Here is a 17,373-nt window from a genome sequence, read left to right as displayed (position 1 = left end):
CCGGCGGTGCAGGCCACCGCGACGCCCTGGCCCAACGCCCGCCTCACCCGCTTCGCGCCGATGGCCCTCGCCCCGCTCCCCAACGCCGCCGCGCTGGCCTGATCAGGGCCGCCCGCGGGGTGCTTCACGCTCCGCGGGCGGTTCGGAGGGGCATGGGAGGCTGGGTGCCCGATGCATGGCCCCGTGCGTCAGGACGCGCTCCGCGCTTCCGCTTTGTCGTTCGCCTCGGCGGCGGCTTTGAGCGCCTGGGAGATCGCTTCGGGGTCGCCGATGTGGTTGGCGAGGAGAAGGATCAGGCGGGCGCTGAAGGCGGCGATCTGGGCGTCGTCGCCGAGGGCCTCGTAGGTCTCGATCAGACTGGCGTAGACGCCGTCGGGGTCGGGGAGGTTGGGGCGGGTGATCAGGTCGGCCATGGTCTCACTCCTTTGCGCAGGCCGTGCGCAGCGCGGCGCGGACGGCGGTCTCGTCGAATGTGGCCCAGCGGGCGGCGACGTGCTGGTCGGGGCGGATCAGGTAGACGGCGGAGCGCGCCGTGCCGAGATAGCGCTCGGCCACCGCGCCTGAAGGGTCGTCCTCGGCGGAGAGCGCGATACGGCGCGCGGTGACGCCGTCCTCGGCCAGCGTGTCGGGCGCGTCGGCGTCGATGGTCAGGAGGAGGAATTCGTTTCCGAGCGCGTGGAGGAGATGCGAGCCGTCCGCCGAGCGCGTCCCGAGCGGCGCGTCGGGGCAGGGGCTGCCGGGCCGCGTGCGGGCCGGACCGCCGGGCAGGGCGTCGGGGCCGGTGAGCGCTAGACCGTCATAGGTGCAGGGCACCGAGAGCCGCCCGGAATTCACCAGAAGCCGCGCGAAGGGATGATGCTCGGCCAGGTCCAGCACCGCGTTGCGGAACACATGGCTGATCGCCGATTTGGGCGTGATGAAATCGGTGGCGCGGGTCGAGTTCAGGATGTTCTCGTCGGCGCCGAAGGCCCGCTCTTCGTGGTAGCTGTCGATCAGCCGCTCGGGCGCTTCTCCGCGGATCACCATCCCGAGCTTCCAGCCCAGGTTGTCGACATCCTGCATGCCCGAGTTCGCCCCGCGCGCGCCGAAGGGCGACACCTGGTGCGCCGCGTCTCCGGCAAAGATCACGCGGCCATGGCGGAACCGGTCCATGCGCTTGCATTGGAAGGTGTAGATCGAGGACCAGACCAGCTCGTATTCGACATCGCCCAGCATGGCGTCGAGACGGCGGCGGATGTTCTCTTCCTTCAGCTCCTCTTTGCGGTCCACGTCCCAGCCGATCTGGAAATCGACGCGCCAGATGTCGTCGGGCTGGCGGTGCAGGAGCGTCGAGGCGCCCGAGCCGTGGGATGGCTCGAACCAGAACCAGCGCTCGGTCGGGAAGCTCTCATTCAGCATGCGGATATCGGCGATGAGGAAGCTGTCCTTGAAGACGCGCCCCTCGAACTCGAGACCCATCATGCCGCGCAGCGGGCTCGAGGCGCCGTCGCAGCCGATCAGCCAGTCGGCCTCGATGGTATAGGGCCCCTCGGGCGTGGTGACCGTGAGCGCGACATGGTCGTCCCGGATATCGACGCTCTCGACCCGGTTGCGGCCCCGCAGGTCGATAGGCGCGCCCGCCGCCTGGGCCTCGCGCACGCGCTCGACGAGGAACTTCTCGAAATAAGGCTGCTGGAGATTGATGAAGGCCGGATACTGGTGGCCCTCTTCGGGCAGGAGGTTGAACTCGTAGACCTTGCGGTCCTCGTGGAAGACCTTGCCAAGGTTCCAGACGATGCCCTTCTCGAGCATCGGCTTGGCACAGCCGTAGCGGTCGGCGATCTCGAGGCTGCGCTTGGCGAAACAGATGGCGCGCGAGCCCTGGCCGATACCTTCGTGATCGTCGAGCACCACCACGGGGATGCCCTGGAGGCCAAGATCGAGCGCCGTGGCGATGCCGATCGGCCCGCCGCCCATCACCACGACGGGATGGCGCACCGGGGTCTCGGCGTCCTGATCGGCGGAACGCGCGTAGGGGTAGAGCTTGAAGGCGAGTTGGTAGCGGTCCTGGATCATGATGTCTCCTCGCCGAAATAGGCCTGGGCCGAGGGCACGCGCCCGTAGCGCAGGTGGAAATCGTCTAGCTGGGGCGGCGCGATGCCCGCGTCGGCGATCATCGAATGCGCCTGGCCCCGGTGGTGGATCTGGTGCTGAAAGAGATGCAGGAGGACCGAGGCGACCTCTTCGCTGACCGGGCCATCCGCCCGGTCGGTCACGCGCTCGGCGCGGAGCGTCTCATCGGTCAGCCCCCGGCAGAAGGCCGCCAGCCGCATGTCCGTCTCGGAGTGCGCGGCGGCGAGCTTCGGGATCGAGGCGATCTCGGGCCGGTCAAAGACCCCGCGCCCGGCGCCGCCCTCTTCCAGCGAGTCGAGATAGTAGAGATCGACCAGCCAGATGTGGTTCAGCGTCGATTTGAGCGAGGGGAAGAACCCCGGTCTCGGCGCCGCGAACTCCGCCTCGCCCATGCCCGAGAGCGCGCCGTAGAGCGTGGCATTGGCCCAGGCGTTGTTGAGCGCCATAGCGAGCCAGGGGTTTGCCACCGCGCGGGATTGGGTCGCTCCGGTCATGGTCTCTCTTCCCTCCGCTGCGGCTCAGCCCTGCAGCTCGTCCCACATCTCCTTGTCGCGCGCGGCGGTCCAGATGCGGGGGGTGTCGATGCCGCGGGCCTCGTCATAGGCGCGGGCGACGTTGAAGGGCAGGCAGTGCTCGTAGATGGCGTAATCCTTGAACTTCGGATCGCATTCGGCGCGGACTGCGTCCCAGGCCTCTTTCAGCGTGCCGCCCCGGGCGACGATGCGGGCCACGGGCTTGTAGGTCGAGCGCACGAAATCGGCGGTCGAGGCGATGGCCTTGGCGACCATCTCCTCGCCGATCAGCGCATCGCCGCGGCCCGGCGCGATGGCCTTGGGCTCGAAGGCGGCGATAGTGGCGAGCGTTTCTTCCCAGTCGTTGAAATGGCCGTCGCCGCAATAGCAGGCCGAGTGGTACTCGACGATATCGCCGGTGAACATGACCTCCTGGTCGGGCACCCAGATGACCGCGTCGCCGGCGGTATGGGCGCGGCCGGGCTTCAGGATATCGACCCGGCGCTTGCCGAGATAGACGGTCATGCTCTCGCTGAACGTCGTGGTGGGCCGCGTCAGGCCGGGGATTTCCTCGTGGCCCTGGAAGAGGCGCGGGAAGCGGTCGAACTCGCTGTCCCAATCCTCCTGTCCGCGCTCCTCGACCATCGCGGCGGCGACGTCGGACATGATGATCTCGCGGGCGCCGTAGGCCGAGGCGCCGAGCACGCGCACCGCGTGGTAATGGGTCAGCACCAGATGAGTGATCGGCTTGTCGGTGACAGACCGGACGCACTCGATGACCTTGCGCGCCAGGCGCGGGGTGGCCTGGGCCTCGACGATCATCACGCTCTCGTCGCCGATGATCACGCCGGTATTGGGGTCGCCCTCGGCGGTGAAGGCATAGAGGCCCTCGCCGACCTCGGTGAAGCTGATGGTCTTTTCGCCCATGTCGCTCGCGGATGCGAATGCCTTGGCCATGTGGTCTGTCCTTTCTGTTGCGTCCCGGCCGTGCGCGCCTGGGTAAGGTCAGCGCCGCCGGGGGGAAGGGTGTGTGTCGAGTCCCGAGAGCGGGGCGCTCAGGTCGGGGTGTCCGGCCTGCGCGCGGGCAGAAGCTGGCCGGAACAGGCGCCGAAGCCGATCCGGTAGCCGTCGCCTTGGGCTGCGCCGCGCAGGGTGAGGGTGTCGCCATCTTCGATGAAGGTCCGGGTGCCGCCACCCTGAAGCGAAATCGGCTCTTTTCCGCCCCAGCTCAGCTCAAGAAGCGAGCCGCGGCTGTCCCTGTCGGGGCCCGAGATCGTGCCCGATCCCAGAAGATCGCCGACCCGCATCGGGCAGCCGCTCGAGCTGTGATGGGCAAGTTGCTGCGCGGCGGAGTAGTAGAGCGTGTTGCTGTTGGTCCGCGCGATCACCGTCTCGTCGCCGCCCTCGGGCGTGAGCCCGACCTCCAGCGCGATATCGTAGAGCATCGGCCCCGGTTCGCGGAGATAGGGCAGGAGCGGCAGCTCGCGCTCGGGCGCGTCGGTGCGGAACGGCGCCAGCGCCGCGGCGGTGACGATCCAGGGGCTGATCGTCGTCGCGGTGGCCTTGGCTTGGAACGGCCCCAGCGGCTGGTATTCCCAGGCCTGGATATCGCGCGCCGACCAGTCGTTCAGAAGCACGTAGCCGAAGATATGCGCATCGGCCTCGGCCACGCTGATCGGGCCCGAGGAGGGCGTGCCGACGATGGCGCCCATCTCGAGCTCGATATCGAAGCGCTCGGACGGGCCGAAGCGCGGCGCGGTCTCCTCGGGGCCTTTGAGCTGGCCGTGCGGCCGCACCACCGGCGTGCCCGAGACCACCACCGACGAGGCGCGGCCGTTATAGCCGATGGGGATGTGCAGCCAGTTCGGCGGCAGCGCGTTCTCGACGCCGCGGAACATGGTGCCGACATTGGTGGCGTGATCGCGGCTCGAATAGAAATCGGTGTATTCCGAGACCCGGAAGGGCATGAGCAGCCGGACCGCGCCCGCCTCCACCAGATGCGGCGCGACCGCGTCGCGATGCGCGGGCTCCGACAGAAGCTCGGTCAGCCGCGCGCGCAGCGCCGCCCAGAGCTCGGGCCCCGCCGCCATCACCGCGTTCCAGGAGGGCTCGGCGAAGAGCGCCGGATCCTGCCCGTGATCGACCCGCGCGACATCGAGGATGCTCTCGCCGATGGCGACGCCCATCCGCGCGCCCCGGCCGTCATCGAAGACGCCGTAGGGCAGGTTGTTCAGCGGAAAGTCGGTCAGGGCGCTGTTTGCGCTCGCGACCCAGCTCGTGACGATGGGCATTCTTCCTCCCCCTGACGCCTCTGGTCCGGCGCGTTCCGTCAGGACCGCGGCGCGGACCCGATCACTTCCGGCCCGGCGTGCCGTCGAACTTCTTCTCGAGGCTCTCCCAGCAATCGATGTAATCGTCCTGCAGAGGCGCCTCGCGCCCCGCAAACTCGGTCAGTTGCTGCGGGAAGCGGGTCTCGAACATGAAGGACATGGTGTTCTCGAGCTTGTCCGGCCCGAGATTGGCGTTCGACGCCTTCTCGAAGGCCTCGCGGTCCGGCCCGTGCGGCAGCATCATGTTGTGAAGCGACATGCCGCCGGGGACGAAGCCCTGCGGCTTGGCGTCGTACTGGCCGTGGATGTTGCCCATCAGCTCGGACATGACGTTCTTGTGGTACCAGGGCGGGCGGAAGGTGTTCTCGGCCACCATCCAGCGGTCGCGGAAAAGCACGAAGTCGATATTGGCGGTGCCGGGGCTCGCCGAGGGCGCGGTCAGCACCGTGAAGATCGACGGGTCGGGATGGTCGAAGAGGATCGCGCCAACCGGGCAATAAGTGCGCAGGTCGTATTTGTAGGGCGCGTAATTGCCGTGCCAGGCGACCACGTCGAGCGGGCTCTGGCCGATCTTGGTGACATGGAACTGGCCGCACCATTTCACCGTCACGGTCGAGGCCACCTCGCGGTCCTCGAAGGCCGCCACCGGCGCCTTGAAGTCGCGCGGGTTGGCCATGCAGTTCGCACCGATGGGTCCGCGCGCCGGGAGCTCGAATTTCTGGCCGTAATTTTCGCAGACGAAACCGCGGCAGGGCCCCTCCAGCACCTCGACCCGGTAGACGAGGCCGCGCGGAATGATGGCGATCTCCTGCGGCGCGATGTCGATCACGCCGAGCTCGGTCGCGAAGCGCAGGCGGCCCTCCTGCGGGACCACCAGAAGCTCGCTGTCGGCGGAGTAGAAATAGGCGTCGGTCATGCTCTCGGTGACGAGATAGACATGGCTCGCCATGCCGATCTGGGTGTGCACGTCGCCCGCCGTGGTCATGGTGCGCATGCCGGTGAGCCAGGTCAGCGGCTCCTCGGTCATTGGCACCGGATCCCAGCGATACTGGCCGAGCGAGGTGACGTCCGCGACCACATGCGGCGCGGATTTCCAGTAGGGCAGGTCGATCCGCTCGTAGCGCGCCGAATGCTTGACGCTCGGGCGGATGCGGTAGCACCAGGTCCGCTCGGGCGGGGTGGCGGTAAAGGCGGTGCCCGAAAGCTGCTCGCCATAGAGCCCGTATTCGCAGCGCTGCGGCGAGTTCATCCCCTGCGGCAGCGCGCCGGGCAGGGCCTCGGTCTCGAAATCGTTGCCCCAGCCGGGCATGTAGCCCTCATGCGTGCCCACCGACCCCGGCGCGCGCACCATTCCTTCGGGCAGTTTGAAAACGCTCATGTCACGGCTCCTTGTGCGGTTGGCGGGCTGACGGGAACGGGCGGGCGTCCCGGATTCGGTGTCCGTCATACTTCGTTGCGAATGCAATGAAGTCAAGAAAGTCGTTGCAGATGAGATGATCTCTGCCGATATTGACCCGCGTAGCAGAGCCTGGACGATCGGGGACCGGTTTGAGCGACGTCGACATATTCGATCTCTCGAAATTCCTGCCCTACCGGATGGCCGTCGCCGCCGACCGCCTGAGCGCGCGGCTCGCGCTGCGCTACCGCACCGAGTTCGGCATCTCCGTCGCCGATTGGCGCGTGCTCGTGCACGTGGTCGATGCGGGATCGGTATCGATCCGCGACATCCACCAGAGGGTGCATCTGGAGAAATCCAAGGCCAGCCGCGCCGCCAGCCGGCTCGAGGCCGCGGGCTACCTGACAAAGGAAGTCAATGCCGAGGACCGCCGCCTTGTCGCGCTGACGCTCACGCCCAAGGGCCACGCGCTGATGGCGCGGCTCCTGCCCATCGCGATGAGCTACCAGGCGCGGCTCGAGGCGCTTCTCGCGCCGCATCTCGACGCGCTCGACACGGCTTTGGAGATCATGATCGCGGAAGAGCTCTGATCCGCCGCCAAGCGGCCCAAGCTCAGAGCTTCTTCATAGCCTCGTGCAGTTCCGACATGAGCGTGTTCATCTCGCGCACGCGGGCCGGGTCGATGCCGGCGAAGGTCTGGTCGTAGATCGCGCGCGCCTCGACCAGCGCCAGCTTGCGCAGCCGGTCGCCCTTTTCGGTCAGGCAGACCTCGGTCACGCGCCCGTCGGTGGGCCGCACGCGGGTGGTCACCAGCCCGTCCTTGATCATCCGCTGGATGACCTTGGTCGTGGTGTTGAGCTTCTGCGCGGAAAACTCCGCGATCTCGGACACCGACAGGTACTGGTCCTCGTAGAGGCTCATCAGCGCGCGCCAGCGCGGAATATCGACCCCGATATGGCGGATCCGGCGCTCCAGCGCCTCGGCATAGGCCGAGTTGAGCTGGCTGATCCAGTAGAAGGGCCAATCGGCCTTGAGGTGTTTGGGATCGTCGATGGTCAATGTCATTCAACACGTCTGCTCTGTTTCTGCCCAAGGTAACGGCAAGGCAGGGGGGATGGAACGTGAATTTGGATGTTTACGGGCGGCCATCTCGCCGCACCGAGGGCGCCTCGCCGGTCCAGTCGCGCCAGGCGCGCCAGAAGGCCGTCGGGTCGGTATAGCCGAGCGCCTGCGCCACCTGCCCGACGCGCGCGCCCGGCTGATCGAGAAGCCGCGTGGCGCGGTCGCGGCGCACCTCTTCAAGGAGCTTGCGCAGGCTCGTCCCGTCCGCGGCCAGGCGGCGCTGCAGCGTGCGCGGCCCGAGATGCAGCGCCGCCGCGATCCGGTCGAGCGTGATTGCCGACAATCCGAGATTGGCGTCGATGATCGCGCGGGCGGCGGATCGGGTGTCCTGGATCGGAGAGGCCTCGCCGATCACGTCCCGCACGTGGCGCTCGAGCGTGGCCAGAAGCCCCTCGTCTTCCTGGCGCACCACGCGGGCCGCATCCGCCGGTGACAGGATCAGCCGGTTGATCGGCTGCGCAAACAGAACCGGCGCGCGGAAGAGCCGCTCGAGCGGCTGCGGATCGGCGGGGGCGGGGTGCTCCAGATGCACCTCCTGCGGCGCGAAGCGGGCCGAGAAATTGTCCCGGATCACCGTCGTCACCGAGGCGAGCGAGAACTCCGCATCCTGTCGGCGCGGCCAGATCGCGTTCTCGGAGATCCGGTAGGAGAAGACGCAGCGATCCGGATCCTCGATCCACTGGCTCTGGGTGCCGCCCTGCAGCGCATCGGCATAGCGCGCGATCCGGTTCATGCCGCGGCCGATGCTGGCCGAGAGCGACAGGATGATCCCGACCGGCCCCATGTCGGCGGCGGTCAGCCCCGATCCGATCCGCGCGCCGAGGAACGGATCGCCCGCCATCCCTGCCGCCGCTTCGAGAAAGGCCACGAAGAGGGGCAGGGGGATCGCGCCATAGGGGTCGTTCAGCTGCGCCGGGCTGATCCCGATCTGGTTCAGAAGCGGCTGCGCCGAGCGCCCCTGCATCTCGAATCGGTCGATCAACGCGGTCAGGAAGGACGCCCGAACCGAGGAAAAGGCGGCCCCGCGCGGCGCAGGGGAGGCCTCGGATTTTTGCGGTAACTTTACCATTTTGTCGCAATATATCGGATTTATGACGTATCGCGCAATGGATATCGGACCACCTTGGGCCGCAACCTGATCCCAAGGTTCAGAACGGGGGCGAGGCATCCCCCTCGTGCCGAGACAGGGAGACCCGAATGCCGGACCGCGACAACTACCTTCGCGCTCACAACACGCGCCACCAGTTCCACCCGATGATCCATCCGATGATCAGCGCCGACGCGCCGCCGCAGATCATCACCGGCTCGGAGGGCTGCTACGTCACCGATATCGACGGCAACCGCCTGGTCGACGGTCTGGGCGGTCTCTGGAACGTCAATGTCGGGCACAACCGCGCCGAGGTGAAGCAGGCCATCGTCGAGCAGATGGACCGCATCAGCTACTACTCCTCCTTCGCGGGCACGGCCACGCCACCTTCGATCGAGCTCTCGGCCAAGATCTGCGAGATGGCCGCCGAAGAGGAGATCACCAAGGTGATGTTCTCGGCAAATGGCTCGGACGCGGTCGAGACCGCGCTCAAGCTCGCGCGGCAATACTGGCAGCTCGAGGGCAAGCCCACGCGGACGAAGTTCCTGTCGCTGAAGCAGGGCTATCACGGGGTGCATTTCGGCGGTCTCTCGGTCAACGGCGCGCCTTATTACCGGAATGCCTACGAGCCGCTTCTGGGCGGGTGCTTCCAGGTCGACAGCCCCTGGACCTATCGCAACCCCTATTCCGAAGACCCCGAGGAGCTGGCCGACGCGGTCATCACCCAGATCGACCGCCTGATCCAGGCGCAGGGCCCGGAGACCGTCGCCGCGTTCATCGCCGAGCCGGTGCAGGGGGCAGGGGGCGTCATCGTGCCGCCCGAAAGCTTCTGGCCGAAGCTGCGCGAGGTCCTCGACAGGTACGAGGTGCTCCTGATCGCCGACGAGGTCGTCACCGGCTTCGGCCGCTCCGGCGCGCTCTTCGGTGCGCGCGGCTGGGGCGTGAAGCCCGACATGATGTGCTTCGCCAAGGGGATCTCGTCCGGCTACGTGCCCCTGGGTGCCACCGCGCTCAACAAGCGCGTCGCCGATGCCTGGTACCGGGGCTTCAGCCCCGAGGGCATCATCATGCATGGCTACACCTCGACCGGGCACCCGGTCGGCTGCGCCGCGGCGCTGGCCTGCCTCGACATCGTCGAGCGCGAGGATCTGCCCGGCAACGCCGCGAAGATGGGCAAGCGGCTTCTGGACGGGCTGACGCCCCTCGCGGAGAGCTGCTCGATCATCGGAGAGGTCCGGGGCAAGGGCCTGATGGTCGGTCTCGACTTCGTCTCCGACAAGAAGAGCCGCACCCCGATGGACCCGGGCAAGGGCATCGTCGAGCGCATCGCGTCCTTTGCGCGCGAGGAGGGCGCGATCGTGCGGCCCGCCGGATCGGTGATCATCCTGTCGCCGCCGCTCGTCATCGAGGAGCCGGAGATCGACATCATCGTCGAGGCGCTCACGCGGGCCTGCGCACGCTACGACGCGGAGCAGTGACGTGATCGGAACGCTGCCGCGCACCACGTTCCGCTTCGCGCCCCTGACCACGCGCGTGCTCTTCGGGGCGGGCACGCGCAGCGCGCTGCCCGAGGAGGTGCGCGCGGCGGGCATCACGCGGGCGCTTGTCCTGACGACGCCGCACCAGGCCGAGATGGGCGCGTCGGTGGCCCAGGGTCTCGGCGATCTCGCGGCGGGCCAGTTCACCGGTGCGGCCATGCACACGCCGGTCGACGTGACCGAAACGGCGATCTCGGCGCTCCGGGCCGCGCGGGCGGACGGGATCGTGTCGGTGGGCGGCGGCTCGACCATCGGGCTCGGCAAGGCGCTCGCCGCACGCACCGACCTGCCGCAGGTGGTTCTGCCGACGACCTATGCGGGCTCCGAGATGACGCCGATCCTCGGCGAGACCGAGAACGGGCTCAAGACCACGCGGTCGGGCCCCGAGATCCAGCCCGAAACCGTCATCTACGATGTCGAGCTGACCCGCTCGCTGCCCGTCGGCATGAGCGTGACCTCGGGGATCAATGCCATCGCCCACGCGGTCGAAGCGCTCTATGCGACGAACGGCAACCCGGTCATGGATGCGCTCGCACTCGAGGGCATCGGCGCGCTGGTCTCCGCGCTTCCGAAATTCGCCCGGACCCCGGACCGGATGGCCGCCCGCGAAGAGGCGCTCTATGGCGCCTGGCTCTGCGGCACCTGCCTCGGCACCGTCGGCATGGCGCTTCATCACAAGCTCTGCCACACGCTCGGCGGCAGTTTCGGACTGCCCCATGCCGAGACCCACACGGTCGTCCTGCCCCATGCGCTGGCCTATAACGCGCCGGCCGTGCCCGAGGTGATCGCGGCGCTCAGACCGATCCTCGGCGCCGACCCCGCGGCGGGTCTCCATGCGCTGGCCCGCGATCTCGGCGCCCCCACCAGCCTGCGCGCGCTCGGCCTGCCCGAAGAGGCCATCGCGCGGGCCACCGACCTGGCGCTTCAGGCGCGTTACCCCAACCCCAGAGCGCTGAAGGAGGACGCGATCCGCGCCACCCTGACGCGCGCCTGGGCCGGCGAGTCCCCGATCAGCGAGGCATGGACATGACGACATATTTCTCCGAGGCGGCGTCGGTCGAGACCGTGAACGCGCGCATGTCCGACACGACGGACCCGCGCCTGGCCGAGGTCATGTCCTCGCTCGTGCGGCATCTCCATGCCTTCGTGAAGGACGTGACCCTGACCGAGGCCGAGTGGGAGACCGCGATCGCCTTCCTGACCCGCACCGGCCAGATGTGCTCGGACACGCGGCAGGAGTTCATTCTCCTCTCCGACGTGCTGGGCGTGTCGATGCTGGTGGACGCGGTGAACAACCGCAAGCCTTCGGGCTCCACCCCCTCGACGGTCTTCGGTCCCTTCCATGTCGACGGCGTGCCGGAGCGCAGGATGGGCGACACGATCTCGCTCGACGGCGTCGGCGAGCCCTGCCTCTTCGTGGGCCGCGTGGTCGATCTCGACGGGCGTCCCATCGGCGACGCGCTCGTCGATGTCTGGTCCGACAATGCCGACGGGTTCTACGACGTGCAGCAGCCCGACCTGCAGCCGCAGCACAACAATCGCGGCGTGTTCCGGACCGGGCCGGACGGGCGCTACTGGTTCACCGGGATCAAGCCGGTCAGCTACCCGATCCCCGATGACGGCCCGGTCGGAGAGATGCTGGGCCATCTCGGCCGCCATCCCTACCGCCCCGCGCATATGCATTTCCTCGTCACCGCGCCGGGGCACGAGCGGCTCATCACCCACACCTTCGTCTCCGGAGACGGATACCTCGACAGCGACGCGGTCTTCGGCGTGAAGGCCCCGCTCATCGTCGAGTTCGAAGAGCGCCCGGCGGACAGCGACGGTCCGAAATGGCGCGCCGCCTATGACTTCGTCCTGCCGCCCAAGGCCTGAGGATACCGTCGCCACCGACCGCCCGCGAACCGGGCACGGGCTTTGGCACAGCCCTCGATAGATCAAAAATGACGTGAAAAATCACGCATCAATGTTAAGCTCAACCCAAAAACAGGGAGCCCAACCATGAAGACCCTTCTGACGACAAGCGCGCTTGCTCTGCTGGCGCTCATGCCCGCAACCGCTCAGGCCGAGTATCCCGAAAAGCCCGTCGAGTTCGTCGTGCCCTGGCCTCCGGGCGATCTCGAGGACGTGCTCACGCGGATGATCGCGGACCAGTTCCAGACCACCTACAGCGTGCCCGCGGCGGTCGTGAACAAGCCCGGCGGCGGCGGCGGCCCGTTCCCCGGCGCGGTCGAGGTGGCGATGGCGCCCGCCGACGGCTACACCATCGGCTCCTTCGTGATCGACGTGCCGCTGGTCGGGCCCTTCATCGGCATCCCGCCGCTCGAGGGCAACCCGTTCGACCCGGTCGGCATCTTCGTCACCTATCCCTTCGTGGTCGCCGCGCGCGGCGATGCGCCCTATGCCACGATGGAGGAGCTTGCCGCCCATGCCCGCGAGAACCCGGTCACGCTGGGCCATTTCGGCGATGTGACGAGCCCCGCGCGGCACACGCTGGCGATGGCCAAGGCGATGGAGTTCGACTTTGCCTCGGACGCGGCCTTCGACGCGCTCGACTGCAACACGCTGGCCTCGGGCGACGCGGATGTCATCAACACGACGCTGCAGCTCATTCGTCCCTGCCTCGACGAGCTGACGATCCTCATGGCCGACACCAACCAGCGCATCCCGGTCCTGCCCGACGTGCCGACCGCGGGCGAGATCGTGCCCGAGCTCGATTTCTCCACCTGGAACGGCCTCTTCGTGCACGAGGACACCCCGCAGGAGGTGCGCGACGCCATCGCCAAGGTCGCCTCCGAGGTCATGGCCTCGGACGCGGCGCAGCAGGTGGCCAAGGAGACCGGCGCCGAGATCTACTGGCTCGATGCCGACCAGTCCGAGGCCCAGATGGCCAAGGACACCGACACGCTGGGCCGCATCGCCGCCTTCCTCGGCGAGTGACCCATCGGCGGGCCGCGGAGACGCGGCCCTTCTTCCCTGATCGGATGAGCGCATGAACCGCGTATTCACCTTCCTCGCGATGTTTCGCCGTGAGCGGCAGCCGGGCGACCTGGTCTTTGCCGTGGGCTTCTTCCTGGTGGCCCTGGTCGCGGCGCTGGTGCTGCCCGCGCAGGCCAAGTTCCTGCCCGGCAAGACGCTGGTCGCCCAGCCCGGGTTCTGGCCCGCGGTGGGCGTCGGGATGATGGTCGTGTTCGGCGCGGTGCATCTTCTTGCCACCGTCAACGCTCCGCGCCTGCCGGGGCGGCTGAAAGAGGTGCTGGTCTGGGCGCGCTCGCTCGAGTTTGTGGCGTGGTTCACGGCCTATGTCCTGTCCGTGCCGATCCTGGGCTACCTGCCCGCGACGCTGGCGCTGGCGCTCGGGCTGGCGCTTCGGCTGGGCTACCGCAGCGCGCGGGCGCTCGGCTCCGCCGCGCTCTTCGCGCTCGCGGTCGTGCTCATCTTCCGCACCGGCCTTGGCGTGCGCATTCCGGCGGGGGCGCTCTACGACCACCTCCCCGACGGGCTGCGCGCCTTCGCGCTCGTCAATCTCTGAGGCGCGATCATGGTTGAGACACTTCTCCTTGCCGTCGACCACCTGCTGCAATGGCCGGTCATCGCGGCGCTGATGATCGGCTCGATCGGCGGCGTGATCATCGGCGCGATCCCGGGCGTCGGCCCGGCGGTCGCCATCGCGATCCTTTTGCCCGCGACCTTCTCGATGGAGCCGCTGGTCGGGCTGACGCTGCTTCTGGGGATCTACGGCTCCAGCATGTACGGAGGCTCGCTCCCGGCGATCCTGATCAACACGCCCGGCACCGCGGTCAACGCGCTGACCACCTATGACGGCTACCCGATGACCCAGAAGGGGCAGGCGCTCCGCGCGCTCGGGCTGGCCTACGGGGCGAGCTTCGTGTCGGCCATCGTGTCGATCCTCGTCCTGATCCTGATGTCGCCGATCCTGGCGAAGATCGCGCCGATGTTCGGCTCGCGCGAGATCTTCCTCGCGGCGCTTCTGGGCATCGTGCTGGTGATCGTCGCGCATAAGGGCCAGATGGCCGCCGCCGGCATGATGGCGGGTCTCGGCATCCTCCTGCAATCGGTCGGGATGGAGCCGGTGAACTTCACCATGCGCTACACCTTCGGCATGGGCTGGCTGACCTCGGGGCTCGACCTGATCGTCGTGGTGCTCGGCCTCTTCGCGATCAGCCAGGCCTTTGTCCTGATGGTCGAGCCGGAAAGCGCGCCCAACGCCGCGCCGGTCCGGGGCTCGATGTTCAAGGCCATCCGCGAGGTCCTGGGCTTCAAGCGCGTCGCGCTGACCGGGTCGGGCTACGGCGTGATGATGGGCATGATCCCGGGCGTCGGCGAGTTCACCGCGCAGTTCCTGAGCTACACCTCCGCCCGGCGTCTGTCGAAGACGCCCGAGGACTTCGGCAAGGGCAGCCCCGAAGGGCTTGTCGCCTCGGAGAGCGCCAACAACGCCGTGCCCGCCGCCGCCATGATCCCTCTCCTGGCGCTCGGCATCCCGGGCGAGGCGCTGACCGCGATGATGCTGTCGGTCTTCTACGTCCACAACGTCGTGCCGGGGCCCGGGCTGTTCCAGAACCAGCTCGATTTCGTCTACGCGCTCTATCTCGCGCTGATCGTTCTGAACGTCATCGTGATCCTGTGGATGATCGTGTCGTCGAACCTGCTCATCCACCTGATCCGGGTGCCGACGCGGTTTCTCGGCATGGGCATCCTGGTACTGAGCTTCGTCGGCATCTACTCGCTGCGCAATTCGCCGGTGGATTGCCTGATCGCGGCGGGGTTCGGCGTCTTCGGCGTCATCCTGAAGCGGCTCAACCTGCCGGTGGTGCCGATCATCCTCGGGATGGTCCTGGGCAACATCATGGAGGTGAAGCTCCGCGCCGCCGCCGCCCGGATCGACACGCCCTTCGACATGGTGAACCGCCCGATCTCGGCGCTCATCGCCATCGCCATCCTGTTCATCGTGATCCAGGCGCTCCGCGGCACCATCCGCGACTGGAACGAGGACATCACCCCAACCGCAGATCGGCAACAAAGCTGAAGCACGGAGGAGAGAACCCATGCGTATTGGCGCACCCGACCAGGCCCCGAGCGGCATCGCCGCGGAGGTCAGCTACTTCCTGAAGGCTCCGAAGATGATCATCGGCGGCGCCGCCCATGATGGCGAAACCGGCCGTTTCGAGGTCTTCAACCCCGCCGATGGCAGCCTCCTGGCCCAAGTGCCCGAGGCGAGCGAGGCCGATGTGGACCGCGCCGTCGCCGCCGCCCGCGCCGCGATGGAGGGCCCCTGGGGCGAGATGTCCGGCGCCGCGCGCACCGGCCTGATGCTGAAACTCGCCGACCTGATCGAGGCGCAGGGCGAGGAGCTCGCGCAGCTCGAGACGCTGGAGAACGGCAAGTCGATCATGATGAGCCGCCTGATCGAGGTGCTCTCGTCGGCCGAATACATCCGCTACATGGCGGGCTGGGCGACCAAGATCCGCGGCGAGACGCTCGACGTCTCCATCGCGATCCCGCCGGGCACGAAATACACCGCCTTCACCCGCAAGGAGCCGGTGGGCGTGGTCGCCGCGATCACGCCCTGGAACTTCCCGCTGAACATGGCGGTCTGGAAGATCGCCCCCGCGCTCGCGGCGGGCTGCACGGTGGTTCTGAAACCGGCCGAGGAGACCCCGCTCACATCGCTCCGATTGGCCGAGCTGGTCCGCGAGGCGGGCTTCCCCGACGGCGTCGTGAACGTGGTGACCGGCGGCGGCGCGGTGGGCGCGGCGCTCGTCCGGCATCCCGGCGTGTCGAAGATCACCTTCACCGGCTCGACAGAGACCGGCAAGGCCATCGGCGTGCAGGCGATGAAGGACGTGAAGCCGGTCACGCTGGAGCTTGGCGGCAAGGCCCCGATGGTGCTTTTCGACGACATGGATCTCGGGCTTCTCGGGCCCGCGACGGGCATCGGCATCTTTCTCAACACCGGCCAGACCTGCTGCGCGGGCGCGCGGCTCTTCATCCAGCGCGGCATCTATGACGAGGCGGTCGCGACGCTGAAGGGCATCGTCTCGTCGCTGCCGATGGGCCCGGGCATGGATCCGGCGAACCAGATCAACCCGCTGGTCAGCGCCAAGCACCAGGACCACGTGAGCCGCGCGATCGCGCAGGGCATCTCGGACGGGGCGACGCCGCTCCTCGACGGGGCCGCGCCCGAGACCGGATATTACGTCGCGCCGCAGCTCTTCGAAGGGGCGGGGCCGGGCTCGGCGCTGATGCAGGACGAGGTCTTCGGGCCGGTCGCCACGATCACGCCCTTCGACAGCGAGGACGAGGTCATCGCCATGGCCAACGACGTGCGCTACGGGCTCGGCGCGTCGCTCTGGTCGCGCGACATCAACCGCGTGATGCGGCTGGTGCCCAAGGTCCAGGCGGGCACGGTCTGGATCAACAGCCACAACATCCCCGATCAGAACATGCCCTTCGGCGGGTTCAAGCAATCGGGGCTCGGCCGCGAGCACGGCTCGGGCGCGCTCGACAACTACCTCGAGACCAAATCGGTCTGCGTGGCTTATTCCTGACGCCTCCCCTGCGTTGGACCTCCTGGCCCGGCCAAGCCTGCGCTTGGTCGGGTCTTTTTCTGCCGGCACGAAAAAGCGCCGCTCGGCGATCCGGGCGGCGCTTTGAAATTCGGTCGGCCTCGGGTGGCGCTCAGGGCGCCATCAGCACCGATTTCGACGGGTAATCAGAGGCCCAGGTCGCGGGCAGGGGGGCGACGAAGACGTTCTCGGTCCGGTTGCGGGTGAACCGCCACTGGCCGTCGTCGCATTTGCGGTAGCTGTTCCAGAGCCGCGAGGAGCGCAGCAGCGCCTTGCCGTCGGAAAAGAGCCAAGGCTGCATGTGGACCCAGTTGCCCTCGGCGGTCATCGCGTCGTCCGAGACGCGGATCTGCTCGGATGTCAGGTAGTGGCAGTTCAGGATCAGCTGCGGATCGGTCTTGCCGCCCCAGAACCCCTGGAAGTGCTTTTTCACCGCATCCCAGCCCTCGGCCCGGCCGAACTGGTTGTCGTAATACTCGCCGACGCCTTCCCAGACGGCCTCGGGCGCGAAGAGCTCCATGATCCGGTCGATCCGGTCGGCATCGTCCTCGGAGCCGAACTCGGGATTGGGGGTGTCGCAGAGGAACATGTACCGCGCCTGCACGCGGCGCACCTCCGATTCGGCCTCGAGACGCGCGATGCGCCGTTCAAGTGTCGCAATGGTGTCCTGGGACATGGGATCCTCC

Annotated in this window: 17 protein-coding genes; 8 read left to right on the top strand and 9 right to left on the bottom strand. The window is 67.9% G+C overall.

Going from position 1 to position 17,373, the window contains the following annotated elements:
- Positions 1-188: 188 nt before the first annotated feature.
- The 6 genes from ACFQ4E_RS16710 to hmgA form a co-directional block, all read right to left on the bottom strand.
- Positions 189-413, bottom strand: a complete 225-nt coding sequence (locus ACFQ4E_RS16710) for a DUF2783 domain-containing protein (protein WP_386805578.1) — start codon at positions 411-413, stop codon at positions 189-191.
- Positions 414-417: 4 nt separating this feature from the next.
- Positions 418-2,055 carry an FAD-dependent oxidoreductase gene (locus tag ACFQ4E_RS16705; protein WP_386805576.1) on the bottom strand — a complete coding sequence of 546 codons (1,638 nt, stop codon included), beginning with the start codon at positions 2,053-2,055 and terminating at the stop codon, positions 418-420.
- Positions 2,052-2,606, bottom strand: a complete 555-nt coding sequence (locus tag ACFQ4E_RS16700; RefSeq protein WP_386805574.1) for a DinB family protein — start codon at positions 2,604-2,606, stop codon at positions 2,052-2,054. The genes ACFQ4E_RS16705 and ACFQ4E_RS16700 overlap by 4 nt, the downstream gene beginning before the upstream one ends.
- A gap of 24 nt (positions 2,607-2,630) precedes the next feature.
- Positions 2,631-3,581 carry an MBL fold metallo-hydrolase gene (locus ACFQ4E_RS16695; RefSeq protein WP_386805573.1) on the bottom strand — a complete coding sequence of 317 codons (951 nt, stop codon included), beginning with the start codon at positions 3,579-3,581 and terminating at the stop codon, positions 2,631-2,633.
- 98 nt (positions 3,582-3,679) lie between these two features.
- The gene (gene fahA, locus ACFQ4E_RS16690; protein WP_386805571.1) at positions 3,680-4,915 is read right to left on the bottom strand and encodes a fumarylacetoacetase; all 1,236 of its coding nucleotides are present in this window, start codon (positions 4,913-4,915) and stop codon (positions 3,680-3,682) included.
- Between the two features lie 61 nt (positions 4,916-4,976).
- Positions 4,977-6,332 (bottom strand): homogentisate 1,2-dioxygenase, encoded by a 1,356-nt coding sequence (gene hmgA, locus ACFQ4E_RS16685; protein ID WP_386805570.1) that lies wholly within the window; start codon positions 6,330-6,332, stop codon positions 4,977-4,979.
- Positions 6,333-6,502: 170 nt separating this feature from the next.
- Between hmgA and ACFQ4E_RS16680 the strand changes: the two genes are divergently transcribed.
- Positions 6,503-6,940 (top strand): MarR family winged helix-turn-helix transcriptional regulator, encoded by a 438-nt coding sequence (locus ACFQ4E_RS16680; protein WP_386805569.1) that lies wholly within the window; start codon positions 6,503-6,505, stop codon positions 6,938-6,940.
- Between the two features lie 22 nt (positions 6,941-6,962).
- Here ACFQ4E_RS16680 and ACFQ4E_RS16675 read toward each other — a convergent pair whose 3' ends face one another.
- Together ACFQ4E_RS16675 and ACFQ4E_RS16670 are read right to left on the bottom strand one after the other, a co-directional pair.
- Positions 6,963-7,415: a MarR family winged helix-turn-helix transcriptional regulator gene (locus ACFQ4E_RS16675; protein WP_386805568.1), complete on the bottom strand. Its 453-nt coding sequence runs from the start codon at positions 7,413-7,415 to the stop codon at positions 6,963-6,965.
- A 70-nt stretch (positions 7,416-7,485) separates the two neighbouring features.
- Positions 7,486-8,541 (bottom strand): AraC family transcriptional regulator, encoded by a 1,056-nt coding sequence (locus ACFQ4E_RS16670; protein WP_386805566.1) that lies wholly within the window; start codon positions 8,539-8,541, stop codon positions 7,486-7,488.
- 128 nt (positions 8,542-8,669) lie between these two features.
- On the opposite strand from ACFQ4E_RS16670, the gene ACFQ4E_RS16665 reads away from it, so the two are divergent.
- The 7 genes from ACFQ4E_RS16665 to ACFQ4E_RS16635 all read left to right on the top strand — a co-directional run bounded on the left by ACFQ4E_RS16665 (position 8,670) and on the right by ACFQ4E_RS16635 (position 16,669).
- Entirely contained in the window at positions 8,670-10,037 is a 1,368-nt protein-coding gene (locus ACFQ4E_RS16665; RefSeq protein WP_386805565.1) for an aminotransferase class III-fold pyridoxal phosphate-dependent enzyme, read from the top strand.
- Position 10,038: 1 nt separating this feature from the next.
- Positions 10,039-11,127 carry a maleylacetate reductase gene (locus ACFQ4E_RS16660; protein WP_386805564.1) on the top strand — a complete coding sequence of 363 codons (1,089 nt, stop codon included), beginning with the start codon at positions 10,039-10,041 and terminating at the stop codon, positions 11,125-11,127.
- Positions 11,124-11,972 (top strand): intradiol ring-cleavage dioxygenase, encoded by an 849-nt coding sequence (locus tag ACFQ4E_RS16655; protein ID WP_386805562.1) that lies wholly within the window; start codon positions 11,124-11,126, stop codon positions 11,970-11,972. Before ACFQ4E_RS16660 ends, ACFQ4E_RS16655 begins: the two co-directional genes overlap by 4 nt.
- A 126-nt stretch (positions 11,973-12,098) precedes the next feature.
- Positions 12,099-13,037: a tripartite tricarboxylate transporter substrate binding protein gene (locus ACFQ4E_RS16650; RefSeq protein ID WP_386805560.1), complete on the top strand. Its 939-nt coding sequence runs from the start codon at positions 12,099-12,101 to the stop codon at positions 13,035-13,037.
- A gap of 52 nt (positions 13,038-13,089) precedes the next feature.
- Positions 13,090-13,629, top strand: a complete 540-nt coding sequence (locus ACFQ4E_RS16645; protein ID WP_386805558.1) for a tripartite tricarboxylate transporter TctB family protein — start codon at positions 13,090-13,092, stop codon at positions 13,627-13,629.
- A gap of 9 nt (positions 13,630-13,638) precedes the next feature.
- Positions 13,639-15,147, top strand: coding sequence for a tripartite tricarboxylate transporter permease (locus ACFQ4E_RS16640; RefSeq protein WP_386805556.1), 1,509 nt, complete (start codon positions 13,639-13,641; stop codon positions 15,145-15,147).
- Between the two features lie 19 nt (positions 15,148-15,166).
- Positions 15,167-16,669: an aldehyde dehydrogenase family protein gene (locus ACFQ4E_RS16635; protein ID WP_386805554.1), complete on the top strand. Its 1,503-nt coding sequence runs from the start codon at positions 15,167-15,169 to the stop codon at positions 16,667-16,669.
- A 130-nt stretch (positions 16,670-16,799) separates the two neighbouring features.
- Here the strand turns inward: ACFQ4E_RS16635 and ACFQ4E_RS16630 are convergent, their stop codons facing one another.
- The gene (locus tag ACFQ4E_RS16630; protein ID WP_386805552.1) at positions 16,800-17,363 is read right to left on the bottom strand and encodes a nuclear transport factor 2 family protein; all 564 of its coding nucleotides are present in this window, start codon (positions 17,361-17,363) and stop codon (positions 16,800-16,802) included.
- Positions 17,364-17,373: the final 10 nt, after the last annotated feature.

This window comes from Litorisediminicola beolgyonensis (assembly GCF_042679605.1).
In the GTDB taxonomy this organism is placed as follows: domain Bacteria; phylum Pseudomonadota; class Alphaproteobacteria; order Rhodobacterales; family Rhodobacteraceae; genus Litorisediminicola; species Litorisediminicola beolgyonensis.
The sequence above is the reverse complement of the archived record's forward strand: the minus strand, read 5'-3'. Positions and strand labels throughout refer to the sequence as shown.